Below are 19,664 nucleotides of genomic sequence, written 5' to 3'. Positions count from 1 at the left end.
ACCGCTCCTTTTGTAAATGGTTGGTCGCACTTCCATTTTACCAAGAAACGGTTTCTTTTTGTTTTACAATATGAAGAAGGGCGTATCCCTCAACCATCTAAAGATGACTTTTGGGACAGCCCCCAATGCTTTCTTAATTCTATTATTGTATGTTATTCCCGCCCATCTGGAATGCTCGGCTCTGGCGGGTATACTGGTGGATCAGGATATTTCACACTGCTAGAACTATTGGACGAGCCGTAAGACGAACTATAGGAACCTTTCGATGATTCGCTCGACGAGCTGTTCGGTTCAGAACTGTATTCCATTCCCGCAGGCTCGAAAGATTTAATCGATTCCAACTCTTCCTTATAGTCAGCTACATCCCAAGAATAATCCGTTTTACGGTGCGCTCCAGTAGTTACCGAAGCACCAACTGCGCCTACTCCAGCACCTGCTGCAAATCCTGCACCCGTCCCTGCTCCGTTTGGCACGAACGCACCATCACGAGCTTGCATATCTCCAAAACCGAAACGCTGCGCCGGATTACCATAACCGTTAGCTTGCGCCCCTTCTGGGCCATTATTGGATTCCGCTGGGTTTCCTTCTACAGCTGTTTTCTTCCTGTTCTTCGTGACAATAAAGAGATAACTTACAGCTGCTAACACACCCGCAGCAATAGCCATCATGACACTAACTTCCATCCATGTATCATTGAACAGTAAGTACGTCAAACCGTTCGCAATCTTTTCACGCAGCATATGGACGGACAAACCGACAGACAAGCTGGCAATAGCCGCGAACCAAATCGCAAAGCCCAGCTTCCCATGAACGGAGAAGAGCAAATGTAAGCAAGCCATAATTAGCAAAAATGCCGCACCTTGGTACATAAACATACCGAAGTTATCAAACTGGCTCCAACCAAACACATCAATAAAGTTCAAATATTGAATCTGTTTCGATAACATCGTCTGCTCTACTTGGTACCATGCGATATTTAGCACCGACATGGCAGCTGCCGCCACGACGTAAGATAGTATCGCACCAACGTAGTAAGCACTCGACGATATATTTTCACGTTTCGATTTACGGTACACAACCAACGGAACGAGTATTGGCATGACTACGAGCAATGCCATAATGATATTTCCATGCGATACTTCTATCTGATTCATCGCGCCATTTGCGACTAACGTCGTGTTCACGGCGAGGCGAATACCTTCCACTCCGAGCAGAACGAGAAGCACTAAGCACATGCTCCACAGCGATCGGCCGAATATTTTCAAAATTCCATTCATCTTTCGACACCCCATCTTGTCATTATATATCGATAAGACGACACAATTGACAGCAGCCCTTCAAAATCTCCGAAATTAATATTACGCCGCTGTTGCCCATCTATCACTAGCCATGTCATTTATTATACCATTACACATCATCTTTCTTAACTAAACTGTACATAACTAAACAAAGTGAAATCAAGATTAACGCTACTGATACACCCTATTTACAATGCATATCCGTTCGCTTCATCCGCATCACATAAATAAAGAGCAAAATCGCAACATAGCCCAACGTAACAGCTTTGGTCCACAACATCTCCTGTATCGGAAGCTCTGCACTATGCACGATTACCTCAACCGTCTGCTTCACCGGCGGAAGCAGCCATAGTAGCACGTGCAGCATATCTGGCAGTACTTCAGCCAACTTATTTTGAGACAGCGATAACGCGAAGACGATAATAATCCCACTTACCGCCATTCCTTTACTGGAAACAAATCGGGATTGGAACAGCTGCGCGACACCGCTGGCGATCAGCCCAACTTCTAAATGAATCAAAAATGCTAATGGTCCCATTTGAAAACTAACCGAATCAGCGAAAGCGCCGATTGCAATTGGGTACAACACAGTTAGTAAAGCAAGGCACGCTAGCATTAACGCCAAAGCTCCCCATTTGCTCAAAAAATAAGTAGACATCTTGTTCGTATGTAATAACGCCAACTGCTCCTGCACACGATCGTGCGATTCATGGAATGCGTAACTAAACCAACCCGCTATAAATAAAAAGATGACCGCTGTCGCGGCATAGCTGCCGATAATCGGATTAGGCTTCTGCGAATAGAACAAAGTAAAGGTTAGCACATACAGCATCAATGGAGCTACATAACGATTCGTACGACTGAAAGATAGTAGAAAATAGCGAATTAATGAGAGGCGCATAATTCATCCTCCTCATTTTCCATAATTCCAGTACTCCTAGCACTATCAGCGCTAATTTGCTGCACAGACATGACTGAACCAGCGCCTTCCAAGATCAATCGCAGTACACCATCGCTAGCTGACGTAAGTACCTCTATGGAAATATAATGCGTTTTGCAATGTGTTTCACACTCTTCCCCTTCCTCATAAGACTCCAACATAACAACACCTTCATGAGCATCCAGCAAACGACGCAGTTCCTCACCCACCCGACAACACACAATACGAGCACATGCTGACTCCATACGCAGTAATTTCTCCTTCCGCTCAACTGACTCAATCCGCTCGGTACCACACACGCTCTCACTCACCGTTACTAGCTCATCTCCTACAATCAAACCTCGTTCCAGCGTAATGATACGCTCAGCCGCACTATCCAGCAGATCAGATTCATGACAAACCATCATCAACGCCGTTCCTTCGCTATGCAATTCCATAAGCAGCTGCTGCAGCTTCCGCTGTGCATCCATGTCCAATCCGGATAAAGGCTCGTCCAATACTAGCAGGTCGGGCTTACGCAACAGCATCGCTTGAACGAGATTGACCTTTTGCAACATCCCTTTCGAAAAGCCATTCATGCGCTGATCGCGATACGGCTCCATCCGGAACAGCCCCAGAAGCTCGTCCATCCTACCCTGAATGTCGCGATCAGACATCCGTTGAATACGACCCATCGCCATCAAATATTCATACGGACTCATATTCAACTGAGGAAATCGTTCAGGCACATAGCCGATCGTCCGCTGGTCTTCCTTTTCCAACCCATCCATCCACCGTACACGTCCAGAAGTTGGTCTCAAGAGCCCGCAGATCATACGCAGCAATGTACTTTTACCAGAACCGTTCTCCCCGCGAAATAAAATCGACTGCCCCCGTGGCACCTCCATCGAAATCCCTTTCAATACATGTGATACATCATAACGCTTATGTACTCGTTCAATCGTTAGCACCGCGGTTCCCCCTTAGCTGAATGCAATAAACAGTACACCTACCGTAATAAGCACGACGCCAATCCCAGACATCCAATTCAACGTTTCACCAAGAATAATCATCGCCAAAATGATCGAAAAGACGACGCTCAGCTTATCGATCGGCGCCACTTGCGTTACTTTTCCGTATTTCAAAGCAATGAAATAGAACAGCCACGAAGCCGCTCCTGCAACACCGCTTAACCCGATATACAGCAATGCTTTTCGATTCTCAAGCGCCTCACCTACCAGCTGCCATTTACCTTGCACGACAATAACCGCGATCATAAACAGCGCCATAATGACAGCACGTATTGTCGTGGCTACGTTCGGGTCTATCCCTTGTAAGCCAATCTTACCAAAGATGGCCACTAACGCAGCAGAAACAGCGGACAAGAGAGCAAACACCAACCACATACTCATGCAAGCTTCCTCTTTTCATTCCCAAAATATGCTGATTCATCTATTATACCCCACCCTAAACCATATAGGTAATGGACACAATCCAGAAGTAACAAGCAAGTAAATAGCTTTTTTAGTTATGAAACTTAGTTATGAAACCTACTCAAATCGTTCATACTACATCTACCTGTTCCAACACATTCCTACAAGGAGGTGCATCACGTGAATGAAGATTTGCAACCGCAGCACGCGGAAGAGCGTGTTCCGCTTCGTATCGACCGCAGTTGGTTGGAATCGTTCCGCACACGTATCGATCACAACGGTCCTTGGGACGATTGGACGCTGTTCCAGCTAGCCTATGAAGCCGAGCAAGCACGATTAGTAAAGAGTTTCGATGAGCTGCAATGCCTTACGCACCTAACAAGTGTAGAACCTCTTCCCCATCAGCTAGACACAGCCCGTAAAGTGCTGCATGAAATGCGAGGCCGTGCCATACTTGCGGATGAAGTAGGTCTAGGCAAAACGATAGAAGCTGGACTCATACTGAAAGAATATATGGTTCGCAATTTGGTGAAAAAGACGTTGATCCTTGTGCCCGCTTCACTCGTTCTGCAATGGGTTCGCGAGCTAAATCATAAGTTTGGTATCTCAGCCGTTGCACAGAAGAAACCGTATCATTGGCAATCCGAAGTCGTCGTCGCATCTATGGATACCGCGAAACGTGAACCGCATCGTTCCATTTTGATGGATCAAGAGTACGACATGATTATTATTGATGAAGCCCATAAATTAAAAAACCGTAAAACAACGAACTACCAGTTCATTGTACAATTGCGCAAAAAATTCTGCCTGCTGCTAACCGCGACCCCTGTGCAAAATGACATGAATGAGCTGTATAACCTGATTACACTGTTGAAGCCTGGTCAACTGGGCCGTCAGGGCGAGTATAGTGCGAATTATGTGGCAGATAAGCGTCTTCCGAAAAATGAAGGCGGTCTGCAGCAGGAACTATCCAAAGTCATGATTCGCAACCGTCGCGGCGAAGGCGGTGTTCATTTTACGAAGCGGATCGTCAAAAACATCCCACTTACCCTTTCAGCAGAGGAACAAGCACTGTATGACGGGGTTACCACCTTCGTCCGTGAACAGTATCAATCCAATGGTGGAGACCTTGGTAGCATGTTCTCCATGATCACCTTGCAGCGTGAAGTATGCTCCAGCCGTGATGCTGTCTTTTTAACCTTAGTCAACCTGTCCAAGAAGCTCGCAGAAGACTCTCCAATCCGAAGTAAGATATGGGAGCTCGTAGATTTAATCAAAGGCATCAAGGAAAATACAAAAGCCGAAACGGCGATGAACCTAATTCGAGAAATGAATGAGAAAGTTATCATCTTTACTGAGTATCGGGCTACGCAAGAATATTTGATGCAATATTTCAGTAATCACGGTTTGCTGGCCGTACCGTATCGCGGTGGTATGAACCGAGGCAAGAAAGACTGGATGATGGATCTATTCCGCGGCCGCGCACAAGTGATGATAGCTACAGAAGCAGGTGGTGAAGGCATTAACCTTCAATTTTGCCACCATATGATCAACTTTGATTTGCCTTGGAATCCCATGCGTGTGGAACAGCGGATCGGACGCGTACATCGTCTGGGGCAGACGAATGATGTGAAGATTTATAACCTTTCCACACAAGGAACGATCGAAGAGCATATCCTCAACCTGCTGCATGAGAAAATTAATATGTTTGAGATGGTCATCGGCAGGCTCGATATGATACTGGAACGTTTCGAGGAGCAAGGAAGCTTTGAACGTAATCTTTCCCGTATTTTACTGGAAGCCAATTCAAAAGAGGATATTGACCGTGAAGTTCATTCATTAGGACAATCACTCAACTCGATTCGCGACGAAGTGCACACGGATAAGACGATACAAATACAAGATGAACGAAGAGCAGCTGTACAATCCTTTTTGAACCAATATGGCACGGAAGCGGAGGCATAAAAGCGTATGAATACTGATCAAATCTCATCTTATGTCATGCGCTACCTTGATGCGATGTCTTGCAGCATTATGGAGAAAACGCCTGTTTACGTGACTGTGAAACTATCTGAGCAAGCAGATCGTTTATTGACGAATCGCCCTTATTACTGGGGCTTTATTGATCGAACAGGAACCGAAGCAGAGACGATGAGATACACCTTTGTCTTCGATCCTGCTAATATGCCACCCGATCCGTATCGAGCTCCTATTAGCTATGTAACTGCACCATCAGTGCCTGCGAACCCCGTTGCAGCTGGAGAAGCGGCTATACAGCGTACATTTGGTGTGGCGCCTGGTTTCAATGGTGGTGCTCGTGGCCCAGACCGCATCCCAAGAGAAAATGTGGACTTTGGCTCAAGACGGTTGGCTCAAATTATGGACGTTGCTAAAGAAAGCGGGCGCTTCGTTTCCTTGTACGAGAGCTTAGACAGTGGATCGGAAATTCAGTTCGCTCGCGGACGCCATTCTGTTGCCTATGAGCCATGGATCATGCTTAATATAAAGCTGGAATTCGCTTGTGATTTGAAACGTGAAGAAGTCCATTCCATCGGGTTCTCGCTCATTAGCGGGGCTTTGCATACGAATTTTATGAATAAAATGATGCAATGCGAACTTACACCGAAGCTTCCTGCACAGGTCCATACGATGGCTTGGCGTTACAGCTTGGATCAGGCGGTTCAGCAGATCGAACATCTCCTGACAGAACATGTGCGTAACAGTGACGAAACATGGGCTGTGGAAGCTAGTGAGCGACTAGAAGATGAATGGGATCGTTTGGCTGCTTATTATGAGCCTCTGTTAAAGGAAGAAGCAGAAAACAAAGCCAAGGCAACAGCAAATGAAGTAACGGTATCCGTAACAGAATCAGAAATAGAAGCAAAAGCAGACCAAGCTTCTCAATCCATTATTTTAACCATCGAGGTCACTGAAGAGCCGTCAGATGAAACCGATCAAGAAACGACGGATAATGAGCCGAATCAACGAACGCTAGAAGAGCAATATGAAATGCGCCGTAACGAAATCGAATGGCAGTTTCAACCTCGGATTGAAATGTCGATCATCAATGCTGCGATTGTTTATTTACGTTCCAACAAAGTAATGACATGAGCGTACGACATCATTTGAAGATCAGTTTGACGTTAATTTACGCCTCATCCGTCTATACGCCACACTGCGTCAAAATTAGAACGGCTGTCGGAAGCAGAGCATGTGCTAAACCGACAGCCTTTTTGTCTATTTATTTTTACAATAATAGCTATGAGATTCTATGCATCAATGCATATCTTTACTCGACACTCGGCTTAAAAATTGTCAGTTGGGGTAAAGCTATACTATCAGCGATCATGGAAAAGTGAGGTGCAACCCATGTTTTTCAGCTTAAAGTGGACAAGCACGACGCGCAAACAACAATTATGGATGATAGTTATCATGATGACCGTATTGTCTTGTACAATTACGCCAACCGTTGCCAATGCCGCTGTCTCTTCTAACGCTATTTCGGCTACTAACACAGCTACCATTGAAACTTCACTGAAGCAGACTGTTCAAACGACAATCACGCAATTGGCGCAGCACGCCCCTTTTACTTCATGGACGCAAGTTGCAACTGATATCCAGCCGTTAGGCGCTGGAACACACGGATGGCTCGTCCGTGTACTGAATCATGACAACATGCCGATAGGCTATCTTATTTTTCATGCTACCGAACAAGGCGGTTACCAATTGACCGAGTATGGTGAAGGACCCGATCTACCATATGATCATCTTGCACTGAAACAGGCATTAACACAGCATGGTATCCAGCAGCAATCCGTCACAGCTATCGAACCGGTATACTACACTCCGTTAATTGCGGCATGGAAAATAAAATCCTCTTCCTCAACAAAATGGATTGATGCAATTACGGGGGAACTACTTCCTCAAGCGTGGATGCAGCAGTTGGACAAAAGGCTGACCGAACAAACGAAAATTACGACCGTGTCGACAAGTAACAAAATTAACAAAACAAAGAAGCGTGTCCCCATTCGTACAGGCAGCACGATGCGCACAAGTTCAATCAACAGCCAACATTCGGGCTTTTCAAAAAGGACGGGGACGGCCTTAGATTCATCCCATAAATCTGTATATCCAATAAACGCTTTGCAAGCTCATGCCAGCATACAAGGGCAGGCTTTTGACCCTTATGACAATATTTTATGGATGGCAAGTAATACTCAGCTTCGTGGTGAGAGAGCCATTAATCGAATACAAAGTTGGAACCCTGCAACTTCATCCCAGAACTGGATTTATGTCATTCGTAAAGAACAAAGCAAAAAAGCATGGAACATCCCTTACGCAGTCATTGGCAAACAGCAATGGACGGCAGCTACGGAGCAGAGTGGAGAAATAACGCATACAAATGCCATCGCTACCCCAGCTCCTTCTTCCACACTATCTGTTCCCCCTAATCAACGCTACTGGATTATGGCAGGAACAGATTCTCCTTCAAAGCGATGGCTTGCCGAGGACATTTTGCTGGAGCATGGATATATTACTTCGAATGAAGAAGAATTTATTACAGAATAAGTATTGATGAAATATTGAATCATACAAAAGGCGCACCACTATTCAGTGGAACGCCTTTTTCCTGTTCATCGCAGTCATCGTTGCCAATCGACAATGATTTCTACGATGTTCGTTTCATCCATTTCGTAAACATGGTGCTGATCGAGCGGCCTTGTACTTTCGTTGGCTGTTCTGCTTTACTTCCCTTTACATGCTCCGCCCACATGCTAATGCTAAATGGTACAAGACCAAACCAGCGTACCATCCAATGCTCTCGTGGACGCTGACGTACCTCATTACGACGCTCTTGACGCTCTGTTTGCGGGGTATCTACGTACGTAACAACTTGCTTCGTGATGTATTTTAATAGATCTTCTTTTTTCGCCATCAGATCTCACCTCGGATTGTATGCAATTTTTGCTTTGTCAATAGTGTGCTCATGACTCCATTAATCTAAACAAAGGAATCGATTGCAGCACTGGCAACGATCACATAGGATGCATTCCCTTCATTCGTGACAGCCTACAAAATAGGAATGATGGAGGAAATGAGGTTACTTGTGATGTCCATGAAACGAACTTTATTCATCGGAGCGATGCTGCTGCTCGTATTCACCATTTGCTCCAGCAGCTTGCCAGTTCAAGCTACTTATCTTATTCCAAGCGATGAGTCTGAACAAATGGAGAATGTCGAACATCATGCTCGTCCCGAGAACAACCTAAGCCTAAATCCGAATACAAAGCATATATTCCATCCTGGCGCAATTCTTATTGATGCGGGTCACGGTGGAATTGATGGCGGTACCGTACACGGAAATGTACTGGAAAAGGATATTAACTTAGCTATTGCTCGCAAATTATACTTGCTTCTACGCAGTAAAGGGATTCCCGCTGTATTAAACAGAACGGGCGATTACGCACTAAGTGATGATAATCGTTGGTCAGCGACTCGCTCTCGCCATCGTAAAGACTTAGCACAACGACGCCAACTTGCTAAAGAACTGCCCGTATCCATGTTTGTAAGTTTACACGTGAACTGGAGTAAGAATAGTCGAACTCGTGGCCCTATCGTGCTTCATTCCGAAGAAGGTCGCAGCTCACTGCTCGCGCATCTTATTCAGCAAAATATGAATCCATCGTTCAACACTCGCCATGACTGTCAAATTGGCCCGACCTTTTATTTACTGCGGAAAATGCAGCAGCCTGCTGTTATCGTAGAGATGGGCTTTATCAGCAATGATGCAGATCGCGCGATGCTCACCCATTCTTCAAAACAGTCTGTAGTAGCCGAACAGATGTGCCATGCAATCATACATTATTTCGCTACTTTCTCTTGAGATGGCACTGTACGCTGTTCCTCTACTAAGTCAGAAACACGGACGAAACGAACTTGCTGTGTCGCACTCGGAATAGAATCTCTTAATACAGAGGCTGTCTTAGGCCCAATAACACCAACATGCCCAATGGCAATCGTAACGGGCTGAGTTTGGGACATTTCCATGAGCTTACTCCATTGTTTACTAATATGAGCCACCGTATATTGTTGGTCAAAGAACAGATGGTTGTTTAGTACTTTTACCCCAACCTCTTGTCCGACTTCTCCAACAATAGAGCGGAAATTAGTTCGGCTGTCTAGGAAATAAAGACCTTTCTCTTTACAAACAGTGAGCACGATGCGCATAATTCGCTTGTCGGCAGTAACTTTAGAACCCATATGATTGTTCATGCCTACAGCATGCGGCACAGCGGCAATCGCTTCGCGAACACGCTTCTCAATTTCTGTGTCAGTCATATTAGCCAAGATCGCGCCTGGGCCAAGCCAGCTTGCCTTGCCAGACTTCGGCTCCATCGGCATATGTACAATTACATCATGGCCCTTCTGATACGCCTTCTCTGCATCTTTAGCCGAAGTTTGCAGGAAAGGCATTACGGCAACTGTAATTGGAACAGGAAGGTTCAGCATCTCATCCGTACCCTTCATGTTATTACCAAAGTCATCGATGACGATAGCAATTGTCGTCTTAGATATCTGTCCTGCTCCAGAAGGATTGGATGAAGCAGCTATCGCAGCTCCTTTCCCATTAACGACGAATAAAAGTGTCATTACAAACATACTCAGAAAAATGAAAATCACCGATCGCTTGGAACAAGTTTTTCGCTTATAACAGTTGTCAACCATTTATTCCTTAAGCCTCCTGACTTCAAGTGGAGTTGCTACAATGGATTGTATAAAAAAAATCAACAATACCCATTTTGTTATAATATGCGCTCAAAAATCGCATATCATGCTAGAAATTCCACTTTGATTCCATTGACAAGGCTTGTCTTCATAACCTAAGATGAATAGTACGCAAAAATTGAAATGCAGGTGAAAACTATCATGACGACGTATCAACCGCTTGTGAAATCAGTTGTACTATCGACACAAACAAAGAACAATGACTCCGAGCTAGTTCAGCTTATCGTAACTTTGCAAGATGCAACACAATTGCGCTTAATTCGTGGTGACGGCATTAAGAGCATTACTCGTTTACTTTCAATTCCATGCCCAATCTGCCGTAAAGACTTCTACTGCAAATGCTTCGATCGTTTCGTAGAAGAAATCGACGGTCAAGTCGAAGAGAAAGACTGGAAATAATATGACCCCTTATACGCTCACCTCATTTTCAATAAGATGAGCGTATAAGGGGTTCTTTCTTTCTACAACCTATTCGGTTTGCTATTCGTCACTTGTTACTTAAATGCAATATAGAGCATCGAAGCCATCTCTGCCCGAGTCACTTGTTGAACAGGACGAAAAGTCCCGTCCTTATATCCACTAACAATACCTTTATTCGTTAACTCCATAATAGCTTTATAAGACCACCGTGATGGTGTTACATCTTTGAACGATTCAATTGCTGGTCTCGTAGTCTTCGAAGAAGGCGATTGCTTGACCAACCTGTTAATCATAACCGCTATTTCTTCCCTTGTGACTGCCCGATTCGGAGCAAAGCTTCCATCAGGCATCCCTGATACAAGACCAGCCGCAGAAGCGATATGAATCGCCTCTGCAGCCCAATGTTGAACCGGTACATCCCAGTACCGCTGCTTGCCTCCACTTGGTGTCGGATTCCCGTTTAAGCCATTAGCTCGAACAAGAATAGAAGCAGCCTGCGCACGTGTTAGCGCTGCATTAGGAGCAAAATAATTCGGTTTCAGTCCTGTCATCCAACCTTTATCCTGCAGCATCGAAATCGATTGCTCTGCCCAGTGACCTACCGTATCCAAATAAGGCACTCCATTCAGCCATGAACGATAATTGTTCCAAAGATCACCCGAATCCTCATTCAAGCTCCATACACCAGCACCTTTGAGATCATACTTACTAACAAGACCTAACTTCGCTTTAATCGACCGATTGTTATCGTACCAGACGGTATAATTACCAGGTGTCAGCTTTTTATCGTGAATGGTCGGCAGCGGATCCCCTTTTTTTATCGTAAAGGTGGCCTTTGCTGACTCAGATTTATTATCGTAACTGAATTGACCACCATATTGCTTCACAAGTGAATCAATACGGCTGTGCTGAATCGCATCTCCTTTGATGCTTCCATCCTCATTCCAGTAACGACCGAATGTAGGAATACCCATAATTAATTTATGTTTCGGTATATCTTTCAAACCTTCTTGAATAGATTTCTCCACAAATGACAAACTAGCTACAGGACCAGCAGGGCCACCACGATAGCTTTGGTCATATGTCATCATAATCAAGTAGTCACAGGCATCAGCGAGTGCCTTATAGTCATACGAGCCATGCCAGCCCGTCTTCCACCCATGTGGATTGGCTGCTACCGCAACGGACACTTCCTTGTCAGCTGGCAGCGCCTTTTTGAGCATGCGCACAAACTCGGTATGAACGTCACGCTCTGCCGTAGTTAAATTTTCAATGTCGACATTAACACCGTCCAAATTGTATTTCTTCACGGCTTCCGCAATTTGCTTCACAAGCTTGTCCTTATTGCGCATCGCTTGTTTCCCAACTTCACGATCCCAATGATTGCTCAGAAAAGGAATAACCTTTATGCCGCGTCGGTGCATTTCTGTAATAAATGAAGGATCAAGCGCAGGGCTCAACAACAAAGAACCATCTTTGTTCAGATCAAAATAACTTGGCGAGATCATATCCAGACTATCTTGAGTCTGATCCACGGCTTGGACATATTTACTTGGCTTACCGAAGTAAATATAAGACATCGAATATTTTCCGGCTAATGCAGAGAGAGGAAACATGGTGAGTGTTAAAGTGAGTAACAGTAGACCTGCCATACATCGCTTTATGTAGGGTTTTACTTGCATAAAAATGATAACCTCCTAAAATCTTACCTTGAGATCATGCATCTGATAGAGTTTAGGAACAAGCTATAAATATTGGAATATAATTATGTTTACAGAAGTAACAGGATTCAAATCGTTGGGGGCGTTGAGGTTGAGCCATTTTCTTATTTTACTGTAATATTTTTGGTAATTTATAAAAATAGATCTGGGTGATAGATTCTAGTATACTTGATCACTTTTTCTTACATGATTTTTATGTTGATAACTTAGGAAGATTAAAAATACCCTTGCGGATTCAATTCTCCACAAGGGTATTCGTGCTTGAGATAGTACAAACTAAGCAAATATAACTATTCTTCTTTGAATTTAATGCCTGTGATGCTTATGTTAGCATTTCCAGATTTCCATTCTTTTGGTACAAGTTTCGCTGAATAGAATCGATCATTTTCCAATTGAAATGTATAATTTGGTTTTAATTCTTTGAAGTCGCCTATACCTGAATCCAATACTGGATAATATTTTTCTTCAGCAATATTATTTCCTTTTCCATCTGTGAAATAAACTGTAACTTCGATTTCAGATAGCGTCTTCTTTCCTTTATTCTTAATTTTAAAAACAACCCCTGGAACTTTCCCATCAAGCCATGAATCCATATGTACCGCTTTAAAATCAGATATTTGTAGCAAATTATTAATATATTCCTCTTCGACAGTAGTGTTGTGATTATTTGTATTCATACTTGGATTACTTTCACTACGATAAAGAGCCAACTTCTCTTTCAATTGCTTATTCTCATTACTAACTTGAGTCAATTCACTCGTCTGACTTTCAACTTTTTTACGCTCTGATTCTAATTCTTTTTCTACCGTAATCAATTTTTCTTCTGTACTTTTCTTTTCATTCTGAACTTGATCAAATTCATTTTGCGATACACATCCAACTAAAAATAAAGAAATACAAATTAGACTGAGTAGAACCTTTTTTGTTCTCATATCTCTGATGAGCTCCTTCAACTTATAATTCTTACCATGTTGTAAATATCACTTCAGTTCATAGTATCATTTAAACATAAATATACTAATATGTACGCATATTTCTTGCACTACTGCAGCAGCTGATCCAAAAATAAGTCGCGTCGTGTTAGAATTCCGTAAAATACAAACAGTAAAAAGGAGCCCTCTTGATGAGGACTCCTCCTTTAAATTTGACTTCATCCAATATGATACCAACTATGGCGTATAGAAGTTTTGCGTATAATACACTTCCATCTCACCGCCAAACGCTACTCCAACACCTAAGCGCGCGAAATCCCCGAGAATATTTTTACGATGTCCCGATGAATTGAGCCATCCTTCATGAGCAATAATAGCACTCGTCTGACCCGCAGCAATGTTCTCTGCAGCTGAAGAATACGAGATATTATCATCGTCCATGCGATCAAATGGAGATTTACCATCGGGATTATCATGGTCGAAGAAAGAACGCTTACTCATATCTTGACTATGCTTACGCGCTGTACTGGCAATTTCAGTGTCCGCCTTAAATGGCTTCTTGCCCATTTGTGCCCGAGAAGCATTAGCCAAGTCTAACAACTGACGTTCAAAGCTTTGCTGCAATTCTTTGCTTGGCTTCCCGTGGAAGCTTTTGAATGCCAACTCTGTTTGTTTATCTATGACTTGAACAGCCGTGACGATATTTTTACGATGTTTATCATAAAAGACAGTAGTGTACGTATTATCCACTGCATAGATAGCGGAGTTAGGTACCTTATTATATCGATAAATCGTATTTCCTTTTTTGATTTCTTTGATCGGCTTGCCGTATAGCTTCTCTACTTGAGTACGAGACGTGCCAACCTTGATTCCTTTCTTGGATGTCCAACCTGTAGAATTACTGTAAAGCGCGACTACTTTTCCGTTACTGACGCCAACTTGCAAATATTTTTTGTAATCTTTGTTGTATATGTACCATTTGAAGCCATATTCACTCGCATCCTTACGTACTGGCTGCCCCAATTTCTTCACAAGCTGTGCTTCTGTCATTCCAATCGAAATGCCCTGCATCGTTATTTCGCGGGCAATTGTCTTGCTTACAGCTTGATTGGCACTTTGGTTCACAACAGGAATGCTAACTGGTATAGCTGCCGCTTCTACGATATTCATCCCTGGCATGCCGTACAGCATACCTGTACCAGATAACAATGCAAATGCAAGTACAGCTGCTACTTTATTTTTAAAGCGCTCATGCTTTGATTGGTGTTGTTGCTTCATAGTTGTACCTCCTCTGATTGCATGCAAGTTACTATACAATCTCTCTCAGTTATTAGTTCTACTATACGTGGTTATTACAAAGTTGTCATGAGAATGTGTTCCTATTTATTTATATTCATGTATTAATAACAAAAAAACCCCTTGCTGAGCAAGAGGGTCAAAAGGTGTATGTATGGTGCAGTTAAGAGGACTCGAACCTCCACGCCCTTGCGGGCACTAGAACCTGAATCTAGCGCGTCTGCCAATTCCGCCATAACTGCAAATTAGGATAAACTCTATCATTACACAAAGTAGATTCATATATCTTATTGGAACATAAATACAAATACTAATATAGCATGCATAATATATGAAGTCAATTAAACACACACGATCTTGTAGAAGTTTTCCATATCATCGCTCAAATCAAAAAACTTGCCCTAATGAATGGACAAGTTCCGTGCTCACAGCTATTCCTTTTCCGCACCCCGTAAGGCTTCTTGTACCCTTGTCACTCCTTGCGATAACGCGTGACCGCCGCCAAGAGCAGCTGCAACCGCAACCGCTTCCAATATCTCTGCCTCTGAAGCGCCTTTATGCCGAGCTTCACGAACATGATACTGCGTACAAACTTCATTATTGGCAAATAGACTGATTCCTAATGCAATAAGCTCCTTCGTTTTCTGATCTAATGCCCCATCCTGAAAGCATGCTCCTGTGAAAGCATGATAAGCATGCACGATATCAGGCAATACGCCTTCTAGGTGGGATATTTCATTTTTATACAGTGTGACTTTACTATTTCCATTAGACAATTAGCATCTACTCCTACAAAAATAAGCTAAGGTGACCCCAAAGGGCACGCCTTAGCTTGTCCGTACACACGTGCTATTATGCCTGATCACTCAAATAGATCCCCCAACACATCGAACACAGTCTTGGACTTTTTGTGCTTCTTATGTCCATAGTGATTGGAATGTCCATACGAATGCTGACCATAGCCTTGTTGTCCATATTTATGCGAATCATATTTACTTGGCTGTTGATTATATTGATTTGGCGGAATAGGGACATTCCCGTTATTGTACGACGCATTTGGCTGTGTATAGCCGCCAGTAGGCTGCTGCTGATAGTTGGGAGGATAATTTTGAACGTATGAATTGTACTCATCACGAAACTCTCGCACACCGCTCATCAATTTCTCCAGCTCGCCTCGATCCAGCCATACCCCTTTACAATCTGGACATATATCAATTAGAATACCTTCTTTCTCCACTTCACGCATACGAACATCAGAACATACAGGACATTTCATAGATGCGCCTCCTTAAAGGTAGATACAACCATCGCAATAATACAACCTTAATTTACCACAATCTAAAATAGTCTCACAAGACTCACTCAGCCACTGCGCCTGTTACACTGCGAATAAAATCTCCATCGAATACATGAATATCAATAGATCAAATATCTTCCAGCAAACCAGGCGGAAGTTGTCTTGGCTCATCCATCCGTTGGATGAAATAACTCCGCTTTAACTTCACAACGCGTCTATTCCGCCTACGAATCATCACCGTTTCGTCGTCCCAAGCAACCACATAACCTTTTACATCATTTGTCTCTAAAAAATCTCTTACAACACGGACAAAAGTCCCCTCGTTGCGATACTGATCTAACGTCAACTCATCCATTTTAAAAATACTCCTTCTTCTCACTTGCCATTTAATTGATTGTCTTGCCACTTTCATCGAATCTATATGCTTAAAGGCCTGTCAAGCACCTAACACGCTGCTCCACAGGCCTCCTAAACATGCTCTAGCTATTAATGTCCGACATGTTCACGTGTATCATTCTTCTCAAACCAGTAATCCAGTACTTTTGCTGACATTACTCGTTTATCTACGTATTCTGCCTGCTGTACACTGAACAATTGTCTCCAAGGTACATCTAGCTCCTGGCACAACTTTACCACTGTCAGAAGCTCTGACCATGCCACGTATCGTTTGTACCAAAAAAACTGGGGATGCTCTATCATATAAGGATACAGATCATCGAATTCTGTGTGTTTGCAATCTAATGCACGTTCGAAATGCACCTTAGCCTCTGACACTTTACCCTGCATAAATGGAACGGTTGTTTCCTGCACCATTTGCTCAGCCCCCTCTCCTGCTTACTTATTATTATATGCCAACAATACGCAATGAGAAAAGTAAACAATTGCTATTCTTCTGCAACAAAATGGAGATTTATGCGTCTAAAACGATATATAGTTTATCACCGGCAATGTACGACACATTATTTAGCCTATATTTGATTCTACTCTTCGATATAGGGTAATATAGGATAGATCCGTCGCGTGGCGGTTAAGGGAGGCAAACATGATGATGCGAAAGTGGCGTCGTACCGTTCTTGTTCTCATGACTTTCTCGCTCATCATCAGCATACTAGCTGGATGTCGAGTTGAACAAGAAAGCACACATAGACAAGAAGTGGACAACCATTCAAATAACCCTTCGTCTCAATCTAATAAAGTTACATCCACCACAGCTCCCAAGGACAAGCAGCAAGAAGGTGACGCGTTCGATCGCAATTCACCTAAGCTTTTAGGATTATCTTTAACCTCCACGGAGAAAGAAATCACCAAACAATTGGGACAGCCACAATCACAATTTATTATGGATGACACACCTAAGATTGAAATATGGGAATATGATGGATATACTGTCGGATGCATGGAGAACGGGAATATCGCTTTCGTTGAAGTTTCCGGTACAGGGCAATCGACTGGTATTGAAGGACTAAAAGTAGGAGACCATCAAGGCAATGCCGAGAAAGTGCTTGGCAAACCTGATCGAAATACAGGATACGTATGGAGTTATACAGGAGACGATGCCTTATTACGATTGGATCTCGACCCGAAGACACAGATTATTCAATCCGTTAAATTATTTTCCCATCCAGCTTAATCATTCAAGTAACTCATCTTATTCCGTACTTTCTAAGATGTTAATACATTCATCCCATAAGGAACCCAGAACCCTATCGAACCTCTACATCTCTTCGATAGGGTTTTTTGCGATGTTTTTCAATCACTTCTCCCTCCTTAATTACTCCGCCCTCATCTTACACAAGCCAAATTAGCTGTTCTTGTCCCTTTTCAAGTCATGTCCAACTACTTTTTGGCATACATCTTATCATGAGCTTACTTCGGACAAGTACAACTTCGCTCAAGGAGGTTACCCCACTATGAAGTCATTACTTCGAATTATGCAAATCTCGTTCACATACATCGGAACCGTAGTTGGTGCTGGGTTTGCAACAGGGCAGGAAATCGTCCAGTTCTTTACGTCCTATGGCAGATTAGCTATGATCACGATATTAATAGCAAGCATCCTATTCGTTTGGCTTGGTACGAAGCTTATGCTCATCGCTAATCGTCTTCAGGCTCAATCCTACGAAGATGTTAATATCGCTTTGTTTGGCGAACGAACCGGAAAGCATATTAGCATGTTTACGTTAATCGTGCTTATAAGCGTTAATGGGGTTATGCTCGCTGGTGCCGGATCTATTTTCGTGGAACATCTAAATATGCACTACCAGACGGGATTGCTCCTTACGATGATCGCTGCCTACTTCGTGCTGAATCGGGGAATGAATGCGATTTTGCACTTAAACTCAATCGTCGTACCGACCATGCTTATTTTTACTGCTTTTATTTTATGGGATACAATTGAGATGCCAAGTACCTCAAATGCATTTATGTTAATCAGTGACAAGCCTCTCTACGCAGCATGGTCAGCCCCCATTCTGTACAGCGCATTTAATTTGGCTATGGCTCAGGCCGTTCTCGTACCATTAGGTGCTTCCATGAGAGATGAAAAAGTCATTCGCTGGGGAGGATGGATCGGAGGCATTATGATAGGTGGTATGCTGTTTGCTGGACATTTCGCCCTATCTGCCCATATGCCAGGCATTACTCAATATGATATTCCGATGGGCCATATTGCAGATGGACTCAGCATGTTTATTCAGATCGTCTATATCGTGCTGATTTTCTCAGAAATATTCACGACCTTCCTCGCGGATGTATACGGTGTTTCCTTACAAATTCGCCAGCGGTTCAAGCTACCTCCTAAGCTCGTTATCGCAGGACTAATGTTATTCTGCTTCATAATGAGTCAGTTCGGATTCAAACCACTGGTAGCGTTTCTATACCCCTTATTCGGCACGTTTAGTATACTTTGGATGTATTTACTCATCCGAATTAAGCCGGAAACGATACCACAGGCACCTCCTGCTGACTTAATGCGAGGGTCCAGCACTTTTACACTACTTCATCGTTCCAAATTCAATCCGTTTAAACGACACTAACCTAATTTAAAAGCCTGTCAGGATGCATTCCCGACAGGCTTACTGTATGTGTATATCCCATTTCGCTAGCATACTCCCCCACGACTGGTCTTTCTTAATACGAACAGCGTTCTAGTCATTATCTTAAAACGTCATGCCCCAATCAACATTTCTTCATTAACCACGTAATATTTCGATGAACCTTCACCATTTATTTCCTCTACCCAACCTTCTTTTACGAATAGTTTCAGGCTCAAATAAATAGTAGATAGTGAAACATTGCAATTCTCCTTATGAAGCGTCGTATAAAGATCTATTGCCGTTGTTGGCGACCATGTACGCTTTAGCAATGAAAATACGATACGTTGCCTATTCGTCAATGGAATTCCTCCAATCATTGTTAACCTTAATTTTGAATCTAATACTCATATTTATTATTAGATGATAATTATTATCATATTATTCTTGTTTCAATATAACACACCCCATCCAACTTATCAATAATAATTCTAATTTAAAAATAAAGCTAAAGGACAAGCCTATTCTTT

General features: G+C 43.1%; 21 protein-coding genes and 1 tRNA gene. 7 read left to right on the top strand and 15 right to left on the bottom strand.

Going from position 1 to position 19,664, the window contains the following annotated elements; all coding sequences use genetic code 11:
• Positions 1 to 152: 152 nt before the first annotated feature.
• The 4 genes from IFO66_RS10510 to IFO66_RS10495 all read right to left on the bottom strand — a co-directional run bounded on the left by IFO66_RS10510 (position 153) and on the right by IFO66_RS10495 (position 3,629).
• On the bottom strand, positions 153 to 1,277 hold the full coding sequence (locus IFO66_RS10510) for a hypothetical protein (RefSeq protein WP_192025081.1): 1,125 nt from the start codon (positions 1,275 to 1,277) through the stop codon (positions 153 to 155).
• Positions 1,278 to 1,482: 205 nt separating this feature from the next.
• Positions 1,483 to 2,199 carry a hypothetical protein gene (locus tag IFO66_RS10505; protein ID WP_192025080.1) on the bottom strand — a complete coding sequence of 239 codons (717 nt, stop codon included), beginning with the start codon at positions 2,197 to 2,199 and terminating at the stop codon, positions 1,483 to 1,485.
• Positions 2,184 to 3,188, bottom strand: coding sequence for an ATP-binding cassette domain-containing protein (locus IFO66_RS10500; protein ID WP_192025079.1), 1,005 nt, complete (start codon positions 3,186 to 3,188; stop codon positions 2,184 to 2,186). Before IFO66_RS10500 ends, IFO66_RS10505 begins: the two co-directional genes overlap by 16 nt.
• 12 nt (positions 3,189 to 3,200) lie before the next feature.
• On the bottom strand, positions 3,201 to 3,629 hold the full coding sequence (locus IFO66_RS10495; protein WP_192025078.1) for an EamA family transporter: 429 nt from the start codon (positions 3,627 to 3,629) through the stop codon (positions 3,201 to 3,203).
• 201 nt (positions 3,630 to 3,830) lie between these two features.
• Here IFO66_RS10495 and IFO66_RS10490 point away from each other — a divergent pair, with 201 nt between their 5' ends.
• The 3 genes from IFO66_RS10490 to IFO66_RS10480 all read left to right on the top strand — a co-directional run bounded on the left by IFO66_RS10490 (position 3,831) and on the right by IFO66_RS10480 (position 8,219).
• Entirely contained in the window at positions 3,831 to 5,615 is a 1,785-nt protein-coding gene (locus IFO66_RS10490; RefSeq protein ID WP_420488660.1) for a DEAD/DEAH box helicase, read from the top strand.
• Positions 5,616 to 5,621: 6 nt separating this feature from the next.
• Complete coding sequence (locus IFO66_RS10485; RefSeq protein ID WP_192025076.1) at positions 5,622 to 6,761, top strand: YqhG family protein; 1,140 nt, start codon at positions 5,622 to 5,624, stop codon at positions 6,759 to 6,761.
• Between the two features lie 321 nt (positions 6,762 to 7,082).
• Positions 7,083 to 8,219, top strand: coding sequence for a hypothetical protein (locus IFO66_RS10480; protein ID WP_192025075.1), 1,137 nt, complete (start codon positions 7,083 to 7,085; stop codon positions 8,217 to 8,219).
• A 100-nt stretch (positions 8,220 to 8,319) separates the two neighbouring features.
• Here the strand turns inward: IFO66_RS10480 and IFO66_RS10475 are convergent, their stop codons facing one another.
• The gene (locus IFO66_RS10475) at positions 8,320 to 8,586 is read right to left on the bottom strand and encodes a YqzE family protein (RefSeq protein ID WP_192025074.1); all 267 of its coding nucleotides are present in this window, start codon (positions 8,584 to 8,586) and stop codon (positions 8,320 to 8,322) included.
• 174 nt (positions 8,587 to 8,760) lie between these two features.
• Between IFO66_RS10475 and IFO66_RS10470 the strand changes: the two genes are divergently transcribed.
• Positions 8,761 to 9,534 (top strand): N-acetylmuramoyl-L-alanine amidase family protein, encoded by a 774-nt coding sequence (locus tag IFO66_RS10470; RefSeq protein ID WP_225445657.1) that lies wholly within the window; start codon positions 8,761 to 8,763, stop codon positions 9,532 to 9,534.
• Here the strand turns inward: IFO66_RS10470 and IFO66_RS10465 are convergent.
• Positions 9,513 to 10,376 (bottom strand): divergent polysaccharide deacetylase family protein, encoded by an 864-nt coding sequence (locus IFO66_RS10465; protein ID WP_192025073.1) that lies wholly within the window; start codon positions 10,374 to 10,376, stop codon positions 9,513 to 9,515. The genes IFO66_RS10470 and IFO66_RS10465 overlap by 22 nt on opposite strands.
• Before the next feature lie 201 nt (positions 10,377 to 10,577).
• On the opposite strand from IFO66_RS10465, the gene IFO66_RS10460 reads away from it, so the two are divergent.
• Positions 10,578 to 10,835, top strand: a complete 258-nt coding sequence (locus IFO66_RS10460; RefSeq protein WP_192025072.1) for a hypothetical protein — start codon at positions 10,578 to 10,580, stop codon at positions 10,833 to 10,835.
• 95 nt (positions 10,836 to 10,930) lie between these two features.
• On the opposite strand, the gene IFO66_RS10455 is transcribed toward IFO66_RS10460, so the two are convergent.
• The 8 genes from IFO66_RS10455 to IFO66_RS10420 form a co-directional block, all read right to left on the bottom strand.
• Entirely contained in the window at positions 10,931 to 12,538 is a 1,608-nt protein-coding gene (locus IFO66_RS10455; RefSeq protein WP_192025071.1) for an S-layer homology domain-containing protein, read from the bottom strand.
• A gap of 329 nt (positions 12,539 to 12,867) precedes the next feature.
• Positions 12,868 to 13,509: a hypothetical protein gene (locus IFO66_RS10450; RefSeq protein ID WP_192025070.1), complete on the bottom strand. Its 642-nt coding sequence runs from the start codon at positions 13,507 to 13,509 to the stop codon at positions 12,868 to 12,870.
• A 237-nt stretch (positions 13,510 to 13,746) separates the two neighbouring features.
• The gene (locus IFO66_RS10445; RefSeq protein ID WP_192025069.1) at positions 13,747 to 14,787 is read right to left on the bottom strand and encodes a CAP domain-containing protein; all 1,041 of its coding nucleotides are present in this window, start codon (positions 14,785 to 14,787) and stop codon (positions 13,747 to 13,749) included.
• Positions 14,788 to 14,960: 173 nt separating this feature from the next.
• Positions 14,961 to 15,047: transfer RNA gene (locus tag IFO66_RS10440), tRNA-Leu, on the bottom strand.
• Positions 15,048 to 15,236: 189 nt separating this feature from the next.
• Positions 15,237 to 15,581 (bottom strand): carboxymuconolactone decarboxylase family protein, encoded by a 345-nt coding sequence (locus IFO66_RS10435; RefSeq protein ID WP_192025068.1) that lies wholly within the window; start codon positions 15,579 to 15,581, stop codon positions 15,237 to 15,239.
• An 86-nt stretch (positions 15,582 to 15,667) separates the two neighbouring features.
• Positions 15,668 to 16,081 carry a TFIIB-type zinc ribbon-containing protein gene (locus IFO66_RS10430; RefSeq protein WP_192025067.1) on the bottom strand — a complete coding sequence of 138 codons (414 nt, stop codon included), beginning with the start codon at positions 16,079 to 16,081 and terminating at the stop codon, positions 15,668 to 15,670.
• A 148-nt stretch (positions 16,082 to 16,229) separates the two neighbouring features.
• Positions 16,230 to 16,457, bottom strand: coding sequence for a hypothetical protein (locus IFO66_RS10425; RefSeq protein WP_192025066.1), 228 nt, complete (start codon positions 16,455 to 16,457; stop codon positions 16,230 to 16,232).
• 131 nt (positions 16,458 to 16,588) lie between these two features.
• Positions 16,589 to 16,915, bottom strand: coding sequence for a hypothetical protein (locus IFO66_RS10420; protein WP_028596259.1), 327 nt, complete (start codon positions 16,913 to 16,915; stop codon positions 16,589 to 16,591).
• Between the two features lie 229 nt (positions 16,916 to 17,144).
• Here IFO66_RS10420 and IFO66_RS10415 point away from each other — a divergent pair, with 229 nt between their 5' ends.
• Complete coding sequence (locus IFO66_RS10415; protein ID WP_192025065.1) at positions 17,145 to 17,732, top strand: DNA uptake lipoprotein; 588 nt, start codon at positions 17,145 to 17,147, stop codon at positions 17,730 to 17,732.
• Positions 17,733 to 18,012: 280 nt separating this feature from the next.
• Positions 18,013 to 19,137 (top strand): YkvI family membrane protein, encoded by a 1,125-nt coding sequence (locus IFO66_RS10410; protein WP_225445655.1) that lies wholly within the window; start codon positions 18,013 to 18,015, stop codon positions 19,135 to 19,137.
• Between the two features lie 131 nt (positions 19,138 to 19,268).
• Here the strand turns inward: IFO66_RS10410 and IFO66_RS10405 are convergent, their stop codons facing one another.
• A complete protein-coding gene (locus IFO66_RS10405) occupies positions 19,269 to 19,496 on the bottom strand; it encodes a transcriptional repressor (protein ID WP_192025064.1) in 228 nt (75 codons plus the stop codon).
• Between the last annotated feature and the right edge of the window lie 168 nt (positions 19,497 to 19,664).

The sequence above is a fragment of the Paenibacillus arenosi genome (assembly GCF_014841135.1).
GTDB lineage: Bacteria > Bacillota > Bacilli > Paenibacillales > Paenibacillaceae > Paenibacillus_B > Paenibacillus_B arenosi.
Note: the sequence above shows the minus strand (reverse complement) of the source record. Positions and strands in the feature narration are given on the sequence as shown.

Coding starts and splice junctions, on each gene's coding strand:
- IFO66_RS10465 (WP_192025073.1), bottom strand. CDS start 10,376: ATGGTTGACAACTGTTATAAGCGAAAAACTTGTTCCAAGCGATCGGTG.
- IFO66_RS10460 (WP_192025072.1), top strand. CDS start 10,578: ATGACGACGTATCAACCGCTTGTGAAATCAGTTGTACTATCGACACAA.
- IFO66_RS10415 (WP_192025065.1), top strand. CDS start 17,145: ATGATGATGCGAAAGTGGCGTCGTACCGTTCTTGTTCTCATGACTTTC.
- IFO66_RS10475 (WP_192025074.1), bottom strand. CDS start 8,586: ATGGCGAAAAAAGAAGATCTATTAAAATACATCACGAAGCAAGTTGTT.
- IFO66_RS10505 (WP_192025080.1), bottom strand. CDS start 2,199: ATGCGCCTCTCATTAATTCGCTATTTTCTACTATCTTTCAGTCGTACG.
- IFO66_RS10455 (WP_192025071.1), bottom strand. CDS start 12,538: ATGCAAGTAAAACCCTACATAAAGCGATGTATGGCAGGTCTACTGTTA.
- IFO66_RS10495 (WP_192025078.1), bottom strand. CDS start 3,629: ATGAGTATGTGGTTGGTGTTTGCTCTCTTGTCCGCTGTTTCTGCTGCG.
- IFO66_RS10485 (WP_192025076.1), top strand. CDS start 5,622: ATGAATACTGATCAAATCTCATCTTATGTCATGCGCTACCTTGATGCG.
- IFO66_RS10450 (WP_192025070.1), bottom strand. CDS start 13,509: ATGAGAACAAAAAAGGTTCTACTCAGTCTAATTTGTATTTCTTTATTT.
- IFO66_RS10445 (WP_192025069.1), bottom strand. CDS start 14,787: ATGAAGCAACAACACCAATCAAAGCATGAGCGCTTTAAAAATAAAGTA.
- IFO66_RS10410 (WP_225445655.1), top strand. CDS start 18,013: ATGAAGTCATTACTTCGAATTATGCAAATCTCGTTCACATACATCGGA.
- IFO66_RS10510 (WP_192025081.1), bottom strand. CDS start 1,277: ATGAATGGAATTTTGAAAATATTCGGCCGATCGCTGTGGAGCATGTGC.
- IFO66_RS10425 (WP_192025066.1), bottom strand. CDS start 16,457: ATGGATGAGTTGACGTTAGATCAGTATCGCAACGAGGGGACTTTTGTC.
- IFO66_RS10470 (WP_225445657.1), top strand. CDS start 8,761: ATGTCCATGAAACGAACTTTATTCATCGGAGCGATGCTGCTGCTCGTA.
- IFO66_RS10420 (WP_028596259.1), bottom strand. CDS start 16,915: ATGGTGCAGGAAACAACCGTTCCATTTATGCAGGGTAAAGTGTCAGAG.
- IFO66_RS10480 (WP_192025075.1), top strand. CDS start 7,083: ATGATGACCGTATTGTCTTGTACAATTACGCCAACCGTTGCCAATGCC.
- IFO66_RS10430 (WP_192025067.1), bottom strand. CDS start 16,081: ATGAAATGTCCTGTATGTTCTGATGTTCGTATGCGTGAAGTGGAGAAA.